Consider the following 14,559-nt stretch of genomic DNA (forward strand, 5'->3'; position numbering starts at 1 on the left):
ACTGGTGGCTCACCGGATCGACATGGGACTGGACCGGTGCAGCCGTCTTGCCCCTGCGCTTAAGTCGCGCGGGGTGGTCAAGTCAATCGCAAGGCGCCGAATTAGAAGGGGCGGACGATGACCAGGACGACGATGATCGCGGTCAGGATGCCCGGGACCTCGTTCATCAGCCGGAGGCGTTTGTCCTCGAGGTCGCGATGCCCCGCGGCAAGCTTTCGGCCGTAGGCGCCGATCCAGCCCTGGTAGCCGGTCAGGAGCAGCACGAAAGCCAGCTTGGCCGAGAACCAGACCTGCCCAAACGCATTGAGGTGCACCGCTAGCATCAGCCCCAGCGTCCACACGATCAGCATCGCCGGCGTCAGGATGATCGTCCGGGCGCGGTCCTCGCGCTCGATCCAGGCGCGGTCCTCGGCCGATCCGGGCGCCGCCTGGCTGTGATGGATGTAATAGCGCGGAACGATGAACAGGCCCGCGATCCAGAAGATTGCAAAGGTCAGGTGCGCGGCCTTCACCCAAAGGTAGGCGCTTCCCAGAAATCCCTGATATTCGCTCAGCATCGCCTCAGCCCTTTACCAGCCGAACGAGCTGTTCGACGTGCGCGATCGGCGTCGTCTGCTGGATCCCGTGGCCGAGGTTGAAGATGTGGGGCCGCATGGCGAAGGCGTCAAGGATGCGCTGTACGGCATCCTCCAGCGCGTCCCCGCCCGCGATCAGCGCGAGCGGGTCGAGGTTGCCCTGAACGGGCATCCCCGGCGGCAGTTCGCGGTGGGCCCAAGCCGGATCGACCGTCTCGTCGATGCCGATCGCGTCGACCCCGGTTTCACGCGCATAGGCCGCAAGCTTGCCGCCCGCGCCCTTGGGGAAGCCGATGATCGGCGTGTCGGGGTGGCGCTGTTTCAGCTGGTCGACAATCCACGCGGTGCGCGCGATGACGAGTTGCTCGAACTGCGTCGGCGACAGGCTTCCCGCCCAACTGTCGAACAACTGGACCGCATCGACCCCCGCCTCGATCTGACCCGACAGATAATCGACCGTGATCGATGCAACGATGTCGAGCAGCGCGCCCATCTTCGCCGGATCGGCGTAGGCGAGCATGCGGGCCTCGGCCTGCTCGCGGCTGCCCTGACCCGCAATCATGTAGGTGGCGACGGTCCACGGGCTGCCGGCAAAGCCAAGCAGCGTGACGTTGCCGGGAAGCGCGGCCTTCACCCGCCGCACCGTCTCGTAGATCGGGTCGAACTGCTCGAAGTGAGGCTTCAGGTCGCGGATGCGCGCCTTGTCCATCGTCGGCGAAAGCCGCGGGCCCTCGCCGGCAACGAAGGTCAGGTCCATGCCCATCGCGTGCGGAACGATCAGGATGTCGGAAAACAGGATCGCGCCGTCGAACGGGAAGCGCGCGAGCGGCTGCAAGGTGATCTCGGCCGCGGCGGCGGGATCGTAGACCATGTCGAGGAAGCCGCCCTTCTCAGCCCGAAGCGCGCGATATTCGGGCAAGTAGCGGCCAGCCTGGCGCATCAGCCACATCGGAGGCGGATCCTGCCGCTCGCCGCGGAGAACGCTGAGCAGGGGCTTAAACGGGGCACCCGGCGACGGGTCGGACGGGACGCGGGCCAGCCTCTTTCTCCTAATATAGAGTCTTATAGTCTTAGACTGATGATGATGATGGGGCGTTGGCAGCGGGGTTTAAGCGCGGCTTCCGACTTTGCCAACAGCGGCGATTCAATCGCGACGTCGGGGAATCCGGCGAGTCGCACCAACTCATTCCCATGATTCACAGGCTGGGGAGAAGATTCATCCCCTGTGGACAAGAGTCGCAAAACTGCGCGCGCAGCGGGGAGCGATCGGGCCAGTTGGGTCATCCCCGGCCTTGCGCTAGGGATGCGCACCGGTTTTTCCACAGGCTTCTCCCATGACTCTCATTCTCGCCAGCAGCAGCGCCATCCGGCGATCGATGCTCGACCAGTCCGGGGTCGAATATCGCCCGGAAAGTCCCGATTTCGACGAGGATGCGGCCAAGCAGTCGCACGACGGCGACGGCGCAAGCCTGGCGCTGCAGCTCGCCAAGGGAAAGGCGTTGTCGGGGCGCGGCGATGACTGGAGCATCGGGTCGGACAGCGTGCTCGAGGTCGATGGCGTCCGCTATTCGAAACCGCGTGATCGCGACGAAGCCGCGGATCACCTTCGCCGCTTCTCAGGACGAAAGATGCGCCTGTCGAGCGCGGTGGCGTTGGCGAAGGACGGCCGCATCGACTGGAGCCATGTCGATACTGCCACCCTCGTCGTGCGCGCGTTGAGCGACGAGTTCATCGCCTCCTATCTCGATGCCGAGTGGCCCGACGTCGGCTATTGTGTCGGGGTCTTCCGGATGGAGGGTCGCGGCGTGACGCTGTTCGACCGCATCGATGGCGACTTCTACACCATCCTCGGCATGCCCCTGCTCCCCCTGCTCGGCGCGCTTCGGGCGCGCGGACTGGTGGCCGCATGACCCGCCCCTATGCCGAAGTGATTGGCGACCCGATCGAGCATAGCCGCTCGCCGTTGATCCATAATTTCTGGCTCGAGGTGCTCGGGATCGACGCCGACTATCGGCGATATCGGGTCGATCGGGCGACGCTGCCCGCCTATCTTGCCGAGCGACGCGCCGACCCCGCTTGGCGCGGGACCAACGTCACCATGCCGCTCAAGCTCGACGCGCTGCATCTCGCGGACGAAGCGACCGATCAGGCGCTCGCGGCCGGCGCGGCCAACCTGTTGATCCGGCGAAACGGCGGGCTGACCGCGGTGAACACCGATGTCCGGGCCATCGGCATGCTGCTTGGGCGGCTGGCGAAGCGTGGGGCCGCATTCGGCTCGGTCACGATCCTCGGCAATGGCGGCGCGGCGCGGGCGGCGCTGGTCGCACTGAAGTTGCTCGGGGTGTCGGCGGTGCGGATCCAGGCGCGTGACATGGTCGCGGCGCGCAAGCTCAGCGTCGAGTTCGGGCTCGATGTCGAGCCGGCGCCACTGACGGCGCCGATCGAAAGCGATGGACTGATCAACGCGACCCCGCTCGGCATGCCCGGTCGCGACTGCCTTAATTGCGAGCTTGGCGGACTTCCCGACAAGGGATGGGTGTTCGACATGGTCACCGACCCCGACGATACGCCGCTGCTGCAGGCGGCGCGGGCGCGGGGATTGAGGACCGTCGCGGGGCTCGACATGCTGGTCGAGCAGGCCGACCGCAGCTTCCGGTTGCTGTTCGGGGTGGACGCGCCGCGTGACCGCGACGTCGATCTCTGGCAAAAGCTGGGGCGATGATCACGCTTGCGCTCACCGGGTCGATCGGCATGGGCAAATCGACCGTCGCCGCGATGTTTCGCGATGCCGGCATCCCTGTCTTCGACGCCGATGCGACGGTGCGCATGCTCCAAGGCGAAGGCGGCCGGCTCGTCCCCGCCATCGAACGCCGCTTCCCGGGCACGACGCGCGACGGCAAGGTCGATCGCGACGCGCTGTCGGCGGCGGTGCTCGGCGATCCCGCGGAATTGTCGGCGCTGGAGGCGATCGTCCATCCCGCAGTCCATCATGAACGCACGCGCTTCATCGTCAACAACGGCGATGCCAAGGCGCTGCTGTTCGACATTCCGCTATTGTTCGAGACCGGCGGCGAGGCTGCGTTCGACAAGGTGATCGTCGTATCGGCGCCGCCCGAGGTCCAGCGCGAACGCGTGCTCGGCCGGCCCGGCATGACCGCGGAGAAGTTTGAGCAAATCCTGTCGCGCCAACTGCCCGATGCCGACAAGCGCGCGCGCGCCGACTTCGTGATCGACACGTCGGGTCCGCTCGACGCGACGAAAGCCCAGGTCGACACGATCCTTGCTTGCCTCGGCCTGCGTGCGGGTGTTTAAGAAGGCCATGCGCGAAATCGTCTTCGACACCGAAACCACGGGCCTGAGCCCCGCGGGGGGCGACCGCATGGTCGAAATCGGCTGCATCGAAATGATCGGCCGGGTCGAGACGGGGCGGCATTACCACGCCTATTTCAATCCCGAACGATCGATGCCGGGTGAGGCGGAAGCGGTTCACGGGCTTGGCGACACCTTTCTGTCGGACAAGCCGCTGTTCGCTGACAAGGTCGAGGAATTGCTCGAATTCATTGGCGATTCCCCGCTGGTCGCGCACAATGCCAGCTTCGACTTCGGCTTCCTTAATCACGAGCTTGGCCGGTGCGGGCGCCCGTCGGTGTGCATGACCCGCATGGTCGACACGCTGACGATCGCCCGCTCGCGCCATCCGGGCGCCAAGCATAGCCTCGATGCGCTCTGCACCCGCTTCGGGGTCGATCGCAGCCAGCGCGTGAAGCACGGCGCGTTGCTCGACGCGCAATTGCTGGCGCAGGTCTATATCGAACTAACCGGTGGGCGGCAGATCGGCCTTGGCTTGGTCACCGACCGCCCGAGCGCGGAGACCGTCTCCAGCGCGCAGATCCTGTCCGAACGCCCGGTGCGACCGGCTCGTCCTCATTTTGCATCGCCTGAGGAACTGGCGCGTCACCGTGCGTTTCTTGTGAAGGTGGCCAATCCGCTGTGGGCTCGTTTCGACGATCCCGCGGAAACCCGGGCCGCCTGATTCGTCGCGTCAGCGTCACACAAGTTTTTCCAAGGAGACATCACATGGACATCAGGGTCGCGGGTCATCAGGTCGACACCGGCGAGGCGCTGCAGGGTCATGTCTCGGATCGAATGTCCGCGATGGCGGATCGATATTTCTCGCGGGCCGTGGCGGCCAACGTCACCTTCGGCAAGGCGCCGCACGAGCATTTCACCTGCGACATCGTCGCACCGGTGGCGCAGGGCGTGGTCCTGAAATCGTCAAACCGCGCCAGCGATGCACACGTCGCCTTCGATGGCGCCGCCGACAAGATCGAGCGGCAGCTGAAGCGCTACATGAGCCGCCTTCGCGAACGGCGCGGCAATGGCGCCGAAGCCGGTCTCGAGGAGAATGCGGCCTACACCGTTTTCGCTGCGCCCGAGGACAATGAATCGCCGCTGCCGCCGTCGCCCGCGATCGTGGCGGAAACCCGCGTCGACATTCCCGAAGCGAGCGTGTCCGACGCGGTGATGATGCTCGATCTGCGCAACACCAACGCGCTAATGTTCAAAAACCCGAAAACCGGCAATTTCAACATGGTCTATCGCCGTGACGACGGAACCATCGGCTGGGTCGAACCGTCGGGCAAGTGACAGCGACGGGCGACTGGTCTAGCTAGCCGGCGCCCGATCCGTCGGCGCTTATCGCTTGTATCGGGTATTGATCATGCAACTCTCCCAGTTCCTCGATTTCGATGCGATCCGCACCGACCTGTCGGCCGGCAACAAGCGCCAGCTGCTCAACCAGCTCGCGCAGATCGCTGGTCAGCGATTGTCGGTTGATACCACCATGATCGCCGACGCGATCGCCGAGCGCGAGCGCTTGGGGTCGACCGGGTTCGGCGGCGGGGTCGCGATCCCGCACGGCAAGCTTGCCGGGCTCGACCGGGTCTACGCGCTGGTGACGCGATTGGCGGCTCCGCTCGATTACAAGGCGATTGATGGTGCGCCGGTGGATCTCGTCTTCCTCCTCCTCTCCCCGCCCGACGCGGGTGCTGAGCATCTGAAGGCGCTCGCCGCGGTCAGCCGACTCGTCCGCCATGCCGCGACGGTCGAGAAAATCCGCGGGGCGCGCTCGCGCGATGCCTTGTCGGCAGTGCTGCTCGGTGCAGAGGAACGCGATGCCGCCTGACGAGGCGCTCAGCGGCGAGGAAGCGCATCTCCGTTCGCTGGAATCGCTCTATCGGTCGGCGCCGATCAACCAATATTTCGATACTGACCTCGTCCTCGGGCGGGCGGGGCAGAGCGAGATTCGCTTCGCCATTTCCCCCGACCTGTTCCACGCTGCGGGCGCGGCGCACGGGACGCTCTATTTCAAGATGCTCGATGATGCGGCTTTCTATGCCGCCAACAGTTTGGTCAGCGATCGCTTTCTGCTGACGACCGCCTTCAACCTCCACTTCACCAAACCGATGAAGGAGGGCGCGGCTCGCGCGGAGGGACGCTGGATCTCGGGTCGGCGCCGGGTATTCGTCGCGGAGGCGCGGATCGTTGATTCAACCGGCGAGGAATGCGCGCGCGGGACCGGAACCTTCATGCGCTCGGGAATCGCGCTGGCCGGGCTGCCCGGTTACCGCGCCGCCCGGTGAACGACCGGCTTCCCGCCCGCGTCGAGGCCAGCTCGCTGCTCCGCCGAGCCGAGGCGGAAGGCGGGTTCGGCATGGTGATTCGCAAGGGCGACCCCGACCGCGGGGCGATCATCCTGACGCTCGCAAGTCGCGGCCAACACTCCGCTTTCGTCGAACGCACCCTTCAACCGAACGGCGATTACCGCTGGCAGATCGTCGGCCCCAATGCCGAATCCTCGGCGGAAGACCGGGCGAAATGGATCGATCGCCGGGTTAAATTCGACACCGATCTGTGGCTCATCGAACTGGATATCGCGGAGGCGGAACGATTCATCGCTGAAACGATCGCCATCGGTTGACCCGGCGGAACCATCGGCGAATAGCGGGTCAACAACAGAGCGGGGGGCATCCGCACACCGGCGTTTGAAGGCCGACATGAGATGCCACGCAGTCGGGGGATCACCCTCGGCGAGCGGTGCGTAAGTTCACGCATCAATCGCCGGACGGCCGGTTCACCGCACAGATAAGTGAATACATGTTCGTGACCTTTCGTTCCGTCCTGACGGTGATTGCCGCCCTGACCGCCTCCTCGGTCGCACCGGCAAAAGTTGCTCCCCAGATGGAGCCGCTCACTACTGTCGAGACGACCAAGGTTCCACTGACCTACGCCAGCCTTCCGATCCCGGCCCGTCCGACTGAAACGCTGCTGACGCCGCCCGCCTCGACCGAAGGTGAGAGCGAGCCCGCCACCGACACCGCCGAAGAAGAAGCCCTCGCTGCCAAGGCATCGCTGGCCGAGACCGTTGCCAGCCTGCGCTCCACCGAGGCGGGAAGCCGCGAGCTAGAATGTCTCGCCGGCGCCATTTACTTCGAATCGAAAAGCGAGAGCCTCAAGGGCCAGCTTGCGGTTGGCCACGTGATCGCCAACCGCACGACCTCGGGCAAATACCCGAAGAGCTTCTGCGGCGTGGTGTATCAGCGCGGCCAGTTCAGCTTCGTGCGTGGCGGCTCGATGCCGTCGATCGCTCGTGGCGGGCTGCAGTGGAAGAATGCCGTCGCGGTGGCGAAGATCGTCGCCAACAAGCTTCACGATTCGCCCGTCGGCAAGGCACTGTCCTTCCATGCGCGCCGCGTCTCGCCAGGCTGGCGTATGACCCGCGTCGCGACGCTCGGGAATCACGTTTTCTATCGCTGAGTTGCCCGCGCAACTGCGATGAACACAGGGGACCGGCCTTTGCGCCGGTCTCTTTTTGTTCTAACGACGGGGCATGTCCAGCGCCCCGATTCCCGCTCCTGATTCATCCTGCTTCGACGATCTTCCGCCGGTCGCGCTCGACGTCGCGCGCGGGGTGACGCGACTGTTCTGCCGGCACGACCTGTTCGCGATGTGCGAAGTGCCGTTGCCCAACGGCCGCCGCGCCGATCTGATGGCGATTGGCGCCAAGGGCGAACTGACGATCGTGGAGATCAAGGTCAGCCGTGCAGACCTGCTGGGCGACCAGAAATGGGGCGACTATCTCGATTATTGCGATCGTTTCTTCTGGGCAGTGCCGCAGGCGCTGGCCTCGCTGCTCGACGATGCGCGCTTCTTGCCGGGACAAGCGGGACTACTCGTGGCTGATCGCTATGATGCCGCCGTGGTCCGCGAAGCGTCCACGCGCCCCTTGGCCCCAGCCCGCCGCAAGGCTGAGACGCTTCGCTTCGCCCGTCGTGCCGCCCGTCGATTGTCGGCGTCGATCGACCCCAGCCTTGGCGACGATCGCTAAAGGTTGGGACCGGCGGCCTTGCGCCGCGTCGACTTGACCGTTTCGATCAGCTTTAGGATCCGCGGATTGCGGCTGTCGCGCTTGGCGTAGTCGCGCGCCGAATAACCGGCGGCGAAATCGGACTTGTCGGCGTCGGCACCCGCTTCGAGCAGCATTTCGACGATATCCGGCTGCCGCGCCTGAACCGCCACGATTAAGGCGGTCTCTCCGCGCTTGTTGGCCGTGTCGACCCGCGCGTTGCGCGCCAGCATCCATCCGACCGCGTCGGACATGCCAATCCGCGCCGCGAGGATCATCGGCGTATCACCATTACGATCGCCAATGTTCGGGTCGGCGCCCTTGCCCAGCAAGTGGCCGACCCAATCGGTCTCCCGCTGGCGCGTTGCGATGTGCAGCGCGGTGTCGCCCGCGAACCCGCGAAAGTTGACGATCCGACCGCCGCTACTGTCGATCATCGGCAAGGCCTTGCTGGCATCGCCCTCCTTGACGGCGGTAAGGAATGCTTCGCCTTCCGACCCGTTCATCGCTTGACCAAGCGCCGGTCCCGCCGTCGCGATCATGATCGCGGTTACTGCCGCCGTGCCCCAGTCACGCATCTCGATACCCTTTGCCTTGATCTTGCCGCCCTGCCGCACCAAGGCTGAGCGCCTCATGAATAGCGCAAAACCCTTTTGGGAAAAGCCCTTGGCCTCGCTCGACCGTGGGGAGTGGGAAGCGCTGTGCGACGGCTGCGGCCGCTGCTGCCTCCACAAGCTCGAAGACGAGGACACTGGACAGCTCTACGCGACCAACGTGGCGTGCAAGCTGCTCGACCGGCGACAGGGGCAGTGCACCGATTATTCGAACCGCAAGAAGCTGGTCAGCGATTGTGTGCAACTGACCCCCGGCAAGGTCGACGGCCTCGAATGGTTGCCCTCGACCTGTGCCTATCGCCTTCGCGCCGACGGCGAGCCGCTTCCCGAATGGCATTACCTCGTCTCCGGCAGCCGCGAGACGGTACACCAGGCGGGACAGTCGACCCGCGGCTGGACCGTCAGCGAGCTCGACGCGGGCGAGCTGGAATATCACCTTGTCGATCGCCCGCTCTGAGGCGCTGACGGTCGACGGGCTGGCGTGGCCGGTCGAAATCCGGCCCCATCCGCGCGCACGAATGCTCCGCCTTCGCCTCGACGAAGCGCGCGAGTGCCTGACGCTGACCTGCCCGAAACGCACCAGCCGGCGCGCCGCGTTGGACTGGGCGCGTCGCCAGTCGGACTGGGTCGACGCGCAGATCGCGAGACTGGCGCCGAGCGAGCCGTTCGTCCCCGGCGTCTCGATTCTGGTCGAAGGGCGCGAGGTGCAGCTTCACTGGGACGCGCAGGCGCCACGAACCGCCCGCCTTGTCGAAAACCGGATGATCTGCGGCGGCGAGCCCGCCTCGTTCGCCGCGCGGATCGAGCGGCACCTGCGGAGCCTGGCGCGCGAACGATTGAGCGAGGAAACCGCCGCCGCGGCAAAACGCGCGGGCGTGACGATCTCATCGGTCAGCGTCGGTGACGCCGGCACGCGCTGGGGAAGTTGCTCGGCCAGCGGCTCGATCCGCTACAATTGGCGGCTGGTGATGGCGCCGCCTGCCATTCTGCGATGGGTGGTCGCGCACGAGGTCGCGCATCGGCTTCACATGAATCACGGAGCGGCGTTTCGCGAGGCCGAAGCGGCATTGTTCGACGGCGATGTAGCGACGGTGCGCGCCGAATTACGTGCCCTGAGCCCCCGGCTCAAACGGCTCGGGCGGGGGCGCTGAGGGCGGCGGCGGGCTCGGCTGTGCCGGTCGCGGCCGATCGAGAACTTCATCGAGCCATTGCTGGTCGACCTGTCCCTGCTCGGGGGTCGGAGGCGCCGAGCCCGGGGCGAGCGGATCGGCCGGCGCAGGACCGATCGGATTGCCGTCGGCGTCGACCATCATCGGCGCCTCGTCTTCCAGATTGAGGCCCCATGCCTCTTCGTCGGGTTCGAGCTGCCAATCGGGCAGCGGCGCCTCGGTCTCGAAGGATTCGACCGGGCGCTTGGCCACCGCAACCTTCATGAAATCGGAGAAGGCGCGGGCCGGGGCGGTTCCGCCCTGGAGGCCGGCAACGGTGCGCGCGTCGTCGCGCCCCATCCACACCCCGGTCGTCAGCCCGCTTGAAAAGCCGATGAACCAGCCGTCCTTGTTCGACGTGGTCGTCCCGGTCTTGCCTGCGACCGGTCGCCCGATGGCGGCGGCACGGCCCGTCCCGGACAGCACTGCCGATTGCAGAAGGTCGGTCATTCCCGCCGCAACCCACGGCGCGACGAGCACGCGCTCCTCGGTCGCCTGGTGCTGGTAGAGCAATTGCCCGTCGGCGGTGACGACGCGGCGGATCGCGTAGGGCATCACGCTGACGCCGCGGTTCTGTACCGCCGCAAAGGCGCGGGTCATGTCGATCAGGCGAACGTCGCTGGTCCCCAACACCATCGACGGATAGGTCGAGATGGTGCCTGAAATGCCAAACCGGCGCGCCATGTCGGCGATCGTCCCGAACCCCAAGGCATCGCCGATCTTCGCGCTGACGGTGTTGATCGACCGCGAAAATGCCTCGCGCAGCGTGATCGGGCCAAGATTAGTGCGGGTGGAATTGCGCGGGGTCCAGCCGTTGATCGTCACCGGTTCGTCGACGACCGTGTCGGTCGGCTTCATCCCCGATTCGAGCGCGGCGAGATAGACGAACAGCTTCCACGCCGATCCCGGCTGACGCTCCGCCTGGGTCGCGCGGTTGTAGATCGAATCGACATAATCGCGCCCGCCGATCATCGCGCGCACCGCCCCATCGCGATCGACCGCAACCAGCGCTCCCTGCGCGCCGCGCGGCGTGTTGGCGTTCACCGCGCGATTGGCGGCGGTCTGCATTCCGGGGTCGAGCGTGGTGAACACGTCGATCGGCTCGCTGGTCTCGTCGATGAGCGTGTCGAGCTGCGGGAGCGCCCAATCGGTAAAATACCGGACGCTGTTCTGTTTGGTGGCGGGCTGAACCCGGATTTCGGCAGGGTCGACTGACGCGGCTGCCGACGCGGGCAGGAAGCCGTTGCGCACCATCGAATCGAGCACCACCCCCGCACGGCCGCGGGCAGCTTCCACATCGGCGGTGGGCGAATAGTTGGACGGCGCCTTGACCAGGCCGGCAATGATCGCCGCCTCGCCGAGCGTAAGATTCTCGCCGCCATGTCCGTAGAAGGTGCGGCTGGCAGCATCGATGCCGTAGGCGCCGCCGCCGAAATAGACGCGATTGAGGTAGAGTTCGAGGATCTGGTCCTTCGAGAATTTGCGCTCGAGCGCGAGCGCGAGCACCGCCTCGCGGATTTTGCGGCCGAAGGTGCGGCTGTTGGTCAGGAAGATGTTGCGCGCCAGCTGCTGCGTGATCGTCGATCCGCCCTGACGCCATTGGCCGGTGTCGAACCGCACCTTGACCGACCGCGCCATGCCGATCGGGTCGACGCCAAGGTGGCTCCGGAAGCGGCGATCCTCGACCGCGATCATCGCCGACCGCATCGTCGCGGGGATCTCGTCGTAGGGGAGCCAGCGGCCGAACGTCGGCCCCAGTGACACGAGTAGCGACCCGTCGGCGGCGCGAACGCGAACCATCTGGCCAAGGTCGGAGCGGCGCGTGAGTTGGCGATAGTCGGGGAGCGACATCATCGCGATCACGACCGCGATGATCAGCGCGACCAGTCCGGCGACGGCAAAACCCAGACCCCATTTGAATGCGGTCAGCGCCATCGCCTTGAAGCTGCTCGGGGTCGCGCGGGCCATTGGCCCAATTCCCTATTGAACCGCACGCGCCCCGACAAGCGTTACCGTCACGCGTCGCGCGCGGTCGAAACTTCTTCGTCTTCTTCGGCGTGATCGCTCTTCTGGTCGTCGAAGTCGAGCGACGCGCTGTTGATGCAATAGCGGAGCCCGGTTTCGCCCGGTCCGTCGGGAAATACATGGCCCAGATGGCCTTCGCATTTCGCGCAGCGGACTTCGGTGCGGCTCATGCCATGGCTGTGGTCGGTCTTTTCCTCCACCGCATCGCCTTCGATCGGCGCGGTGAAGCTCGGCCAGCCCGAGCCGCTGTCATATTTGGTGTCGCTGCCGAACAGCGGCTCGCCGCACGCGGCACATCGGTAGGTGCCCTCACCCTTGTTGTTGAGCAATTCGCCGGTGAACGGCGCTTCGGTGCCCGCTTCGCGCAGGATTCGATATTGTTCGGGGCTCAGGGACGCGCGCCAGTCGGCGTCGGTTCGGCGTTGATCGGTCATCGTCGGCAGTTCCGTTCGGTGAAGTGCGTGAAAGCATCGTTAACCCTGTTTCAACGCTCCTTGCGTAGCTTGGTGCCTTGATGGGCCTCCAACTTGCCCCTTTCGTCCTCGCGACCTTATTCGCGACGGGACTTGCAACGCCGGCGGCTTCGCAATCGGTGCTGGCCCCCTGCCGCCTCTGTTCGGTCGATCCCGCCAAGCAAAGCAGCGGAAACGAAACTGCGGTTCGTCTCGACGTGGAAACGACGCTAGACTTCGACCGCCTGATCCTCAGCGGCAGCGGCGCGGGCATGGCGGAACTCGGTCCGGACGGCGCGCGCAGCGTCGGGGGATCGATCCAGGCGATCGGCGCGCGGGCGATGGTCGGCCAGGTCGTCATTCGCGGGGAGCCGGGCCGCCATGTCCGGATCGGACTGCCCGACCAGATCGTGCTGCACGGCCTGTCCGGCGGGACGATCCAACTCGAATCGATTCGCACCGACCTGATCGCGGCGCCGCGCCTCGGTGCGAACGGCACGCTGACCTTCCGATTCGGCGGAATCCTGAAGATCGACGGCGACAGCGACGGCGAATTTCGCGGCGACGTGCCGATCGACGTCGAATATTTCTAAGGCGCTGCCAGGAAAACTCTCCATTCCGGACCAATGCTTAATGCGCCGGAAACCATAGGCCTGAGCAAAGCGGAAAGCGGTCAAGGTTAATGACGTCCTCACCGTTGGACGGCCGGCTCGGCTGGCCCTCCGGCATCGAAACAAGTGGGGATAAATTTCATGAACAAGTTCACTCTGGCGGCGCTCGCCGCGACCGCAGCGCTCGTCGCCACCCCGGCGCTGGCTGCTCCGACTTCGGCCAATCCGAAGGCGACCGCGACCGCGAAGATCGTCAAGCCGCTGACGCTGACCGCCGCGCGCAACCTCAACTTCGGCACGATCCTGGTCGGCACGCTCGCCGCGCCGCAGACCGTTTCGATCAGCCAGGCAGGCGTCCTGTCGGGCTGCACCGGCGCGCTCACCTGCTCGGGCACCGTCTCATCGGCCGACTATAACGTCACCGGCACCAAGTCGATGACCGTCAACATCGCCGCCGTCGCATCGGACCTGACGAACACGACTTCGGGCAACAACGAGAAGCTCGTCTTCACGCCGAACGCGCCGACGACGCACACGCTCGCCAACTCGGGCGCGCCGGGCAGCAACTTCCAGGTCGGCGGCGCGATCACGCTGACCTCGACCACGGTCGACGGCCTCTATGTCGGCAACATCGAAGTCACCGTCGACTATTAAGTCGGGACGACCAGAAAAATCGGCGGCTCGTCAGTCGCCGAACCAGGAAAGGGCTGCCGGGCAACCGGCGGCCCTTTTTGCGTGGCCGGATCCCGCACTTCGAACGCCATGGTTAGGCGGATGATAACCATTTCGGATGCATCAGTGCCTTCAGCCATTTTGGAGGAATATGCATGCGTCTCTCGATCCTTCCCCTGCTCGCCCGTGCAACGCTGCTCGCGCCCGCGTTGCTGCTTGCGGCTCCGGCGGCGAACGCCGGCGTTGGGGACCTGCTGGTCGCGCCGACCCGGATCGTGCTCGACGGGCGCCGCGGGACCGAGGTCATCCTCAACAATATCGGCGATGAGGTCGCAACCTACCGCATTTCGGTCGAGCTTCGCCGCATGACCCCCGACGGGCGCCTGACCGACGTGACCGCGCCTTCGGATGGCGAGAAAGCGGCGCAGGAGATGATCCTGTTCGCCCCGCGCCGCGTCACTTTGCCGCCGAATCAGCCGCAGGCGATCCGGCTGTCGGCGCGCGCCCCGCAGGGACTGGCCGATGGCGAATATCGCGCGCACCTGTTGTTTCGCGCCGTGCCGCCGCCCCGCGCTGCCGCTGCGCCGGGCGCAAAAGTCGAAGGCGTCGCCTTCCAGCTGACCCCGATCTACGGGGTCACCATCCCGGTCATCGTCCGCCTCGGCAATCTCGAGGCCAAGGCCGGCATCGCCAATGTCCGCAAGGTGGTCGAAGATGGCCAGCCCGCGGTCGCGGTCGATCTCAGCCGGTCGGGCAAGCGCTCGACTTTCGGCGAAGTGCGCGTGCTGAAAGCCGGCGTCTCGGACCCGATCGCGGTCGTCCGCGGCGTCGCGGTCTACACCGAACTCGATTCGCGGTCAGTGTCGGTGCCGATCGATCCCAAATATGCTGCGCAGGCCAACGGCGCGGTGACCGTCCAATATATCGAGCCGACCGATACCGGTCCGGTGACCATCGCCGAAACCAGCGCGGTCCTGCGCTAGGGAGGGCCGGGGGG

20 protein-coding genes are annotated in these 14,559 nt (G+C 65.8%); 15 read left to right on the forward strand and 5 right to left on the reverse strand.

What is annotated here, in order from left to right; translation table 11 throughout:
• Nucleotides 1-101: 101 nt before the first annotated feature.
• Both SH584_RS07595 and hemE read right to left on the reverse strand, forming a co-directional pair.
• Nucleotides 102-557, reverse strand: coding sequence for a CopD family protein (locus SH584_RS07595; protein ID WP_322841795.1), 456 nt, complete (start codon nt 555-557; stop codon nt 102-104).
• 4 nt (nt 558-561) lie between these two features.
• Nucleotides 562-1,614 carry a uroporphyrinogen decarboxylase gene (gene hemE / locus SH584_RS07600; RefSeq protein ID WP_324809527.1) on the reverse strand — a complete coding sequence of 351 codons (1,053 nt, stop codon included), beginning with the start codon at nt 1,612-1,614 and terminating at the stop codon, nt 562-564.
• 295 nt (nt 1,615-1,909) lie between these two features.
• On the opposite strand from hemE, the gene SH584_RS07605 reads away from it, so the two are divergent.
• From SH584_RS07605 to SH584_RS07650, 10 genes are all read left to right on the forward strand, one after another.
• On the forward strand, nt 1,910-2,485 hold the full coding sequence (locus SH584_RS07605; protein WP_324806020.1) for a Maf family protein: 576 nt from the start codon (nt 1,910-1,912) through the stop codon (nt 2,483-2,485).
• On the forward strand, nt 2,482-3,297 hold the full coding sequence (locus SH584_RS07610; RefSeq protein ID WP_324806022.1) for a shikimate dehydrogenase family protein: 816 nt from the start codon (nt 2,482-2,484) through the stop codon (nt 3,295-3,297). Before SH584_RS07605 ends, SH584_RS07610 begins: the two co-directional genes overlap by 4 nt.
• On the forward strand, nt 3,294-3,887 hold the full coding sequence (gene coaE / locus SH584_RS07615; protein WP_324806024.1) for a dephospho-CoA kinase: 594 nt from the start codon (nt 3,294-3,296) through the stop codon (nt 3,885-3,887). Before SH584_RS07610 ends, coaE begins: the two co-directional genes overlap by 4 nt.
• Before the next feature lie 7 nt (nt 3,888-3,894).
• The gene (gene dnaQ, locus SH584_RS07620) at nt 3,895-4,608 is read left to right on the forward strand and encodes a DNA polymerase III subunit epsilon (protein ID WP_322841791.1); all 714 of its coding nucleotides are present in this window, start codon (nt 3,895-3,897) and stop codon (nt 4,606-4,608) included.
• Between the two features lie 44 nt (nt 4,609-4,652).
• Nucleotides 4,653-5,222 carry a ribosome hibernation-promoting factor, HPF/YfiA family gene (gene hpf / locus SH584_RS07625; RefSeq protein ID WP_322841790.1) on the forward strand — a complete coding sequence of 190 codons (570 nt, stop codon included), beginning with the start codon at nt 4,653-4,655 and terminating at the stop codon, nt 5,220-5,222.
• A gap of 70 nt (nt 5,223-5,292) precedes the next feature.
• Nucleotides 5,293-5,760: a PTS sugar transporter subunit IIA gene (locus SH584_RS07630; protein WP_416385174.1), complete on the forward strand. Its 468-nt coding sequence runs from the start codon at nt 5,293-5,295 to the stop codon at nt 5,758-5,760.
• On the forward strand, nt 5,750-6,217 hold the full coding sequence (locus SH584_RS07635; protein ID WP_324806028.1) for a PaaI family thioesterase: 468 nt from the start codon (nt 5,750-5,752) through the stop codon (nt 6,215-6,217). The genes SH584_RS07630 and SH584_RS07635 overlap by 11 nt, the downstream gene beginning before the upstream one ends.
• Nucleotides 6,214-6,555, forward strand: a complete 342-nt coding sequence (locus SH584_RS07640; protein ID WP_324806030.1) for a DUF1491 family protein — start codon at nt 6,214-6,216, stop codon at nt 6,553-6,555. Before SH584_RS07635 ends, SH584_RS07640 begins: the two co-directional genes overlap by 4 nt.
• Nucleotides 6,556-6,737: 182 nt before the next feature.
• Complete coding sequence (locus tag SH584_RS07645; protein WP_324806032.1) at nt 6,738-7,391, forward strand: cell wall hydrolase; 654 nt, start codon at nt 6,738-6,740, stop codon at nt 7,389-7,391.
• Nucleotides 7,392-7,464: 73 nt separating this feature from the next.
• Nucleotides 7,465-7,962, forward strand: coding sequence for an MmcB family DNA repair protein (locus tag SH584_RS07650; RefSeq protein WP_322841785.1), 498 nt, complete (start codon nt 7,465-7,467; stop codon nt 7,960-7,962).
• On the opposite strand, the gene SH584_RS07655 is transcribed toward SH584_RS07650, so the two are convergent.
• Nucleotides 7,959-8,615 carry an ankyrin repeat domain-containing protein gene (locus SH584_RS07655; RefSeq protein ID WP_324806036.1) on the reverse strand — a complete coding sequence of 219 codons (657 nt, stop codon included), beginning with the start codon at nt 8,613-8,615 and terminating at the stop codon, nt 7,959-7,961. The genes SH584_RS07650 and SH584_RS07655 overlap by 4 nt on opposite strands.
• Here SH584_RS07655 and SH584_RS07660 point away from each other — a divergent pair.
• Together SH584_RS07660 and SH584_RS07665 are read left to right on the forward strand one after the other, a co-directional pair.
• On the forward strand, nt 8,614-9,051 hold the full coding sequence (locus SH584_RS07660) for a YcgN family cysteine cluster protein (protein WP_324806038.1): 438 nt from the start codon (nt 8,614-8,616) through the stop codon (nt 9,049-9,051). The two genes, SH584_RS07655 and SH584_RS07660, sit on opposite strands and share 2 nt — an antisense overlap.
• Nucleotides 9,032-9,745 (forward strand): M48 family metallopeptidase, encoded by a 714-nt coding sequence (locus SH584_RS07665; protein WP_324806040.1) that lies wholly within the window; start codon nt 9,032-9,034, stop codon nt 9,743-9,745. Before SH584_RS07660 ends, SH584_RS07665 begins: the two co-directional genes overlap by 20 nt.
• Here SH584_RS07665 and SH584_RS07670 read toward each other — a convergent pair.
• Together SH584_RS07670 and msrB are read right to left on the reverse strand one after the other, a co-directional pair.
• On the reverse strand, nt 9,698-11,770 hold the full coding sequence (locus SH584_RS07670) for a transglycosylase domain-containing protein (RefSeq protein WP_416385120.1): 2,073 nt from the start codon (nt 11,768-11,770) through the stop codon (nt 9,698-9,700). The genes SH584_RS07665 and SH584_RS07670 overlap by 48 nt on opposite strands.
• Before the next feature lie 47 nt (nt 11,771-11,817).
• Complete coding sequence (gene msrB / locus SH584_RS07675) at nt 11,818-12,261, reverse strand: peptide-methionine (R)-S-oxide reductase MsrB (protein WP_324806042.1); 444 nt, start codon at nt 12,259-12,261, stop codon at nt 11,818-11,820.
• 80 nt (nt 12,262-12,341) lie between these two features.
• Between msrB and SH584_RS07680 the strand changes: the two genes are divergently transcribed.
• The 3 genes from SH584_RS07680 (at nt 12,342) to SH584_RS07690 (ending at nt 14,545) form a co-directional block, all read left to right on the forward strand.
• Nucleotides 12,342-12,872, forward strand: coding sequence for a DUF4402 domain-containing protein (locus SH584_RS07680; protein WP_324806044.1), 531 nt, complete (start codon nt 12,342-12,344; stop codon nt 12,870-12,872).
• A 159-nt stretch (nt 12,873-13,031) separates the two neighbouring features.
• Entirely contained in the window at nt 13,032-13,544 is a 513-nt protein-coding gene (locus tag SH584_RS07685; RefSeq protein WP_324806046.1) for a DUF4402 domain-containing protein, read from the forward strand.
• Between the two features lie 173 nt (nt 13,545-13,717).
• Nucleotides 13,718-14,545: a fimbrial biogenesis chaperone gene (locus SH584_RS07690; RefSeq protein ID WP_324806048.1), complete on the forward strand. Its 828-nt coding sequence runs from the start codon at nt 13,718-13,720 to the stop codon at nt 14,543-14,545.
• Nucleotides 14,546-14,559: the final 14 nt, after the last annotated feature.

The organism is Sphingomonas sp. LY29 (genome assembly GCF_035593985.1).
In the GTDB taxonomy this organism is placed as follows: domain Bacteria; phylum Pseudomonadota; class Alphaproteobacteria; order Sphingomonadales; family Sphingomonadaceae; genus Sphingomicrobium.

What these genes read in the sequence shown, in the direction of transcription:
- SH584_RS07595 (WP_322841795.1), bottom strand. Translation starts at nt 557, where the DNA reads ATGCTGAGCGAATATCAGGGATTTCTGGGAAGCGCCTACCTTTGGGTG.
- SH584_RS07605 (WP_324806020.1), top strand. Translation starts at nt 1,910, where the DNA reads ATGACTCTCATTCTCGCCAGCAGCAGCGCCATCCGGCGATCGATGCTC.
- SH584_RS07610 (WP_324806022.1), top strand. Translation starts at nt 2,482, where the DNA reads ATGACCCGCCCCTATGCCGAAGTGATTGGCGACCCGATCGAGCATAGC.
- coaE (WP_324806024.1), top strand. Translation starts at nt 3,294, where the DNA reads ATGATCACGCTTGCGCTCACCGGGTCGATCGGCATGGGCAAATCGACC.
- dnaQ (WP_322841791.1), top strand. Translation starts at nt 3,895, where the DNA reads ATGCGCGAAATCGTCTTCGACACCGAAACCACGGGCCTGAGCCCCGCG.
- hpf (WP_322841790.1), top strand. Translation starts at nt 4,653, where the DNA reads ATGGACATCAGGGTCGCGGGTCATCAGGTCGACACCGGCGAGGCGCTG.
- SH584_RS07635 (WP_324806028.1), top strand. Translation starts at nt 5,750, where the DNA reads ATGCCGCCTGACGAGGCGCTCAGCGGCGAGGAAGCGCATCTCCGTTCG.
- SH584_RS07650 (WP_322841785.1), top strand. Translation starts at nt 7,465, where the DNA reads ATGTCCAGCGCCCCGATTCCCGCTCCTGATTCATCCTGCTTCGACGAT.
- SH584_RS07660 (WP_324806038.1), top strand. Translation starts at nt 8,614, where the DNA reads ATGAATAGCGCAAAACCCTTTTGGGAAAAGCCCTTGGCCTCGCTCGAC.
- SH584_RS07655 (WP_324806036.1), bottom strand. Translation starts at nt 8,615, where the DNA reads ATGAGGCGCTCAGCCTTGGTGCGGCAGGGCGGCAAGATCAAGGCAAAG.
- SH584_RS07670 (WP_416385120.1), bottom strand. Translation starts at nt 11,770, where the DNA reads ATGGCCCGCGCGACCCCGAGCAGCTTCAAGGCGATGGCGCTGACCGCA.
- msrB (WP_324806042.1), bottom strand. Translation starts at nt 12,261, where the DNA reads ATGACCGATCAACGCCGAACCGACGCCGACTGGCGCGCGTCCCTGAGC.
- SH584_RS07680 (WP_324806044.1), top strand. Translation starts at nt 12,342, where the DNA reads ATGGGCCTCCAACTTGCCCCTTTCGTCCTCGCGACCTTATTCGCGACG.
- SH584_RS07685 (WP_324806046.1), top strand. Translation starts at nt 13,032, where the DNA reads ATGAACAAGTTCACTCTGGCGGCGCTCGCCGCGACCGCAGCGCTCGTC.
- SH584_RS07690 (WP_324806048.1), top strand. Translation starts at nt 13,718, where the DNA reads ATGCGTCTCTCGATCCTTCCCCTGCTCGCCCGTGCAACGCTGCTCGCG.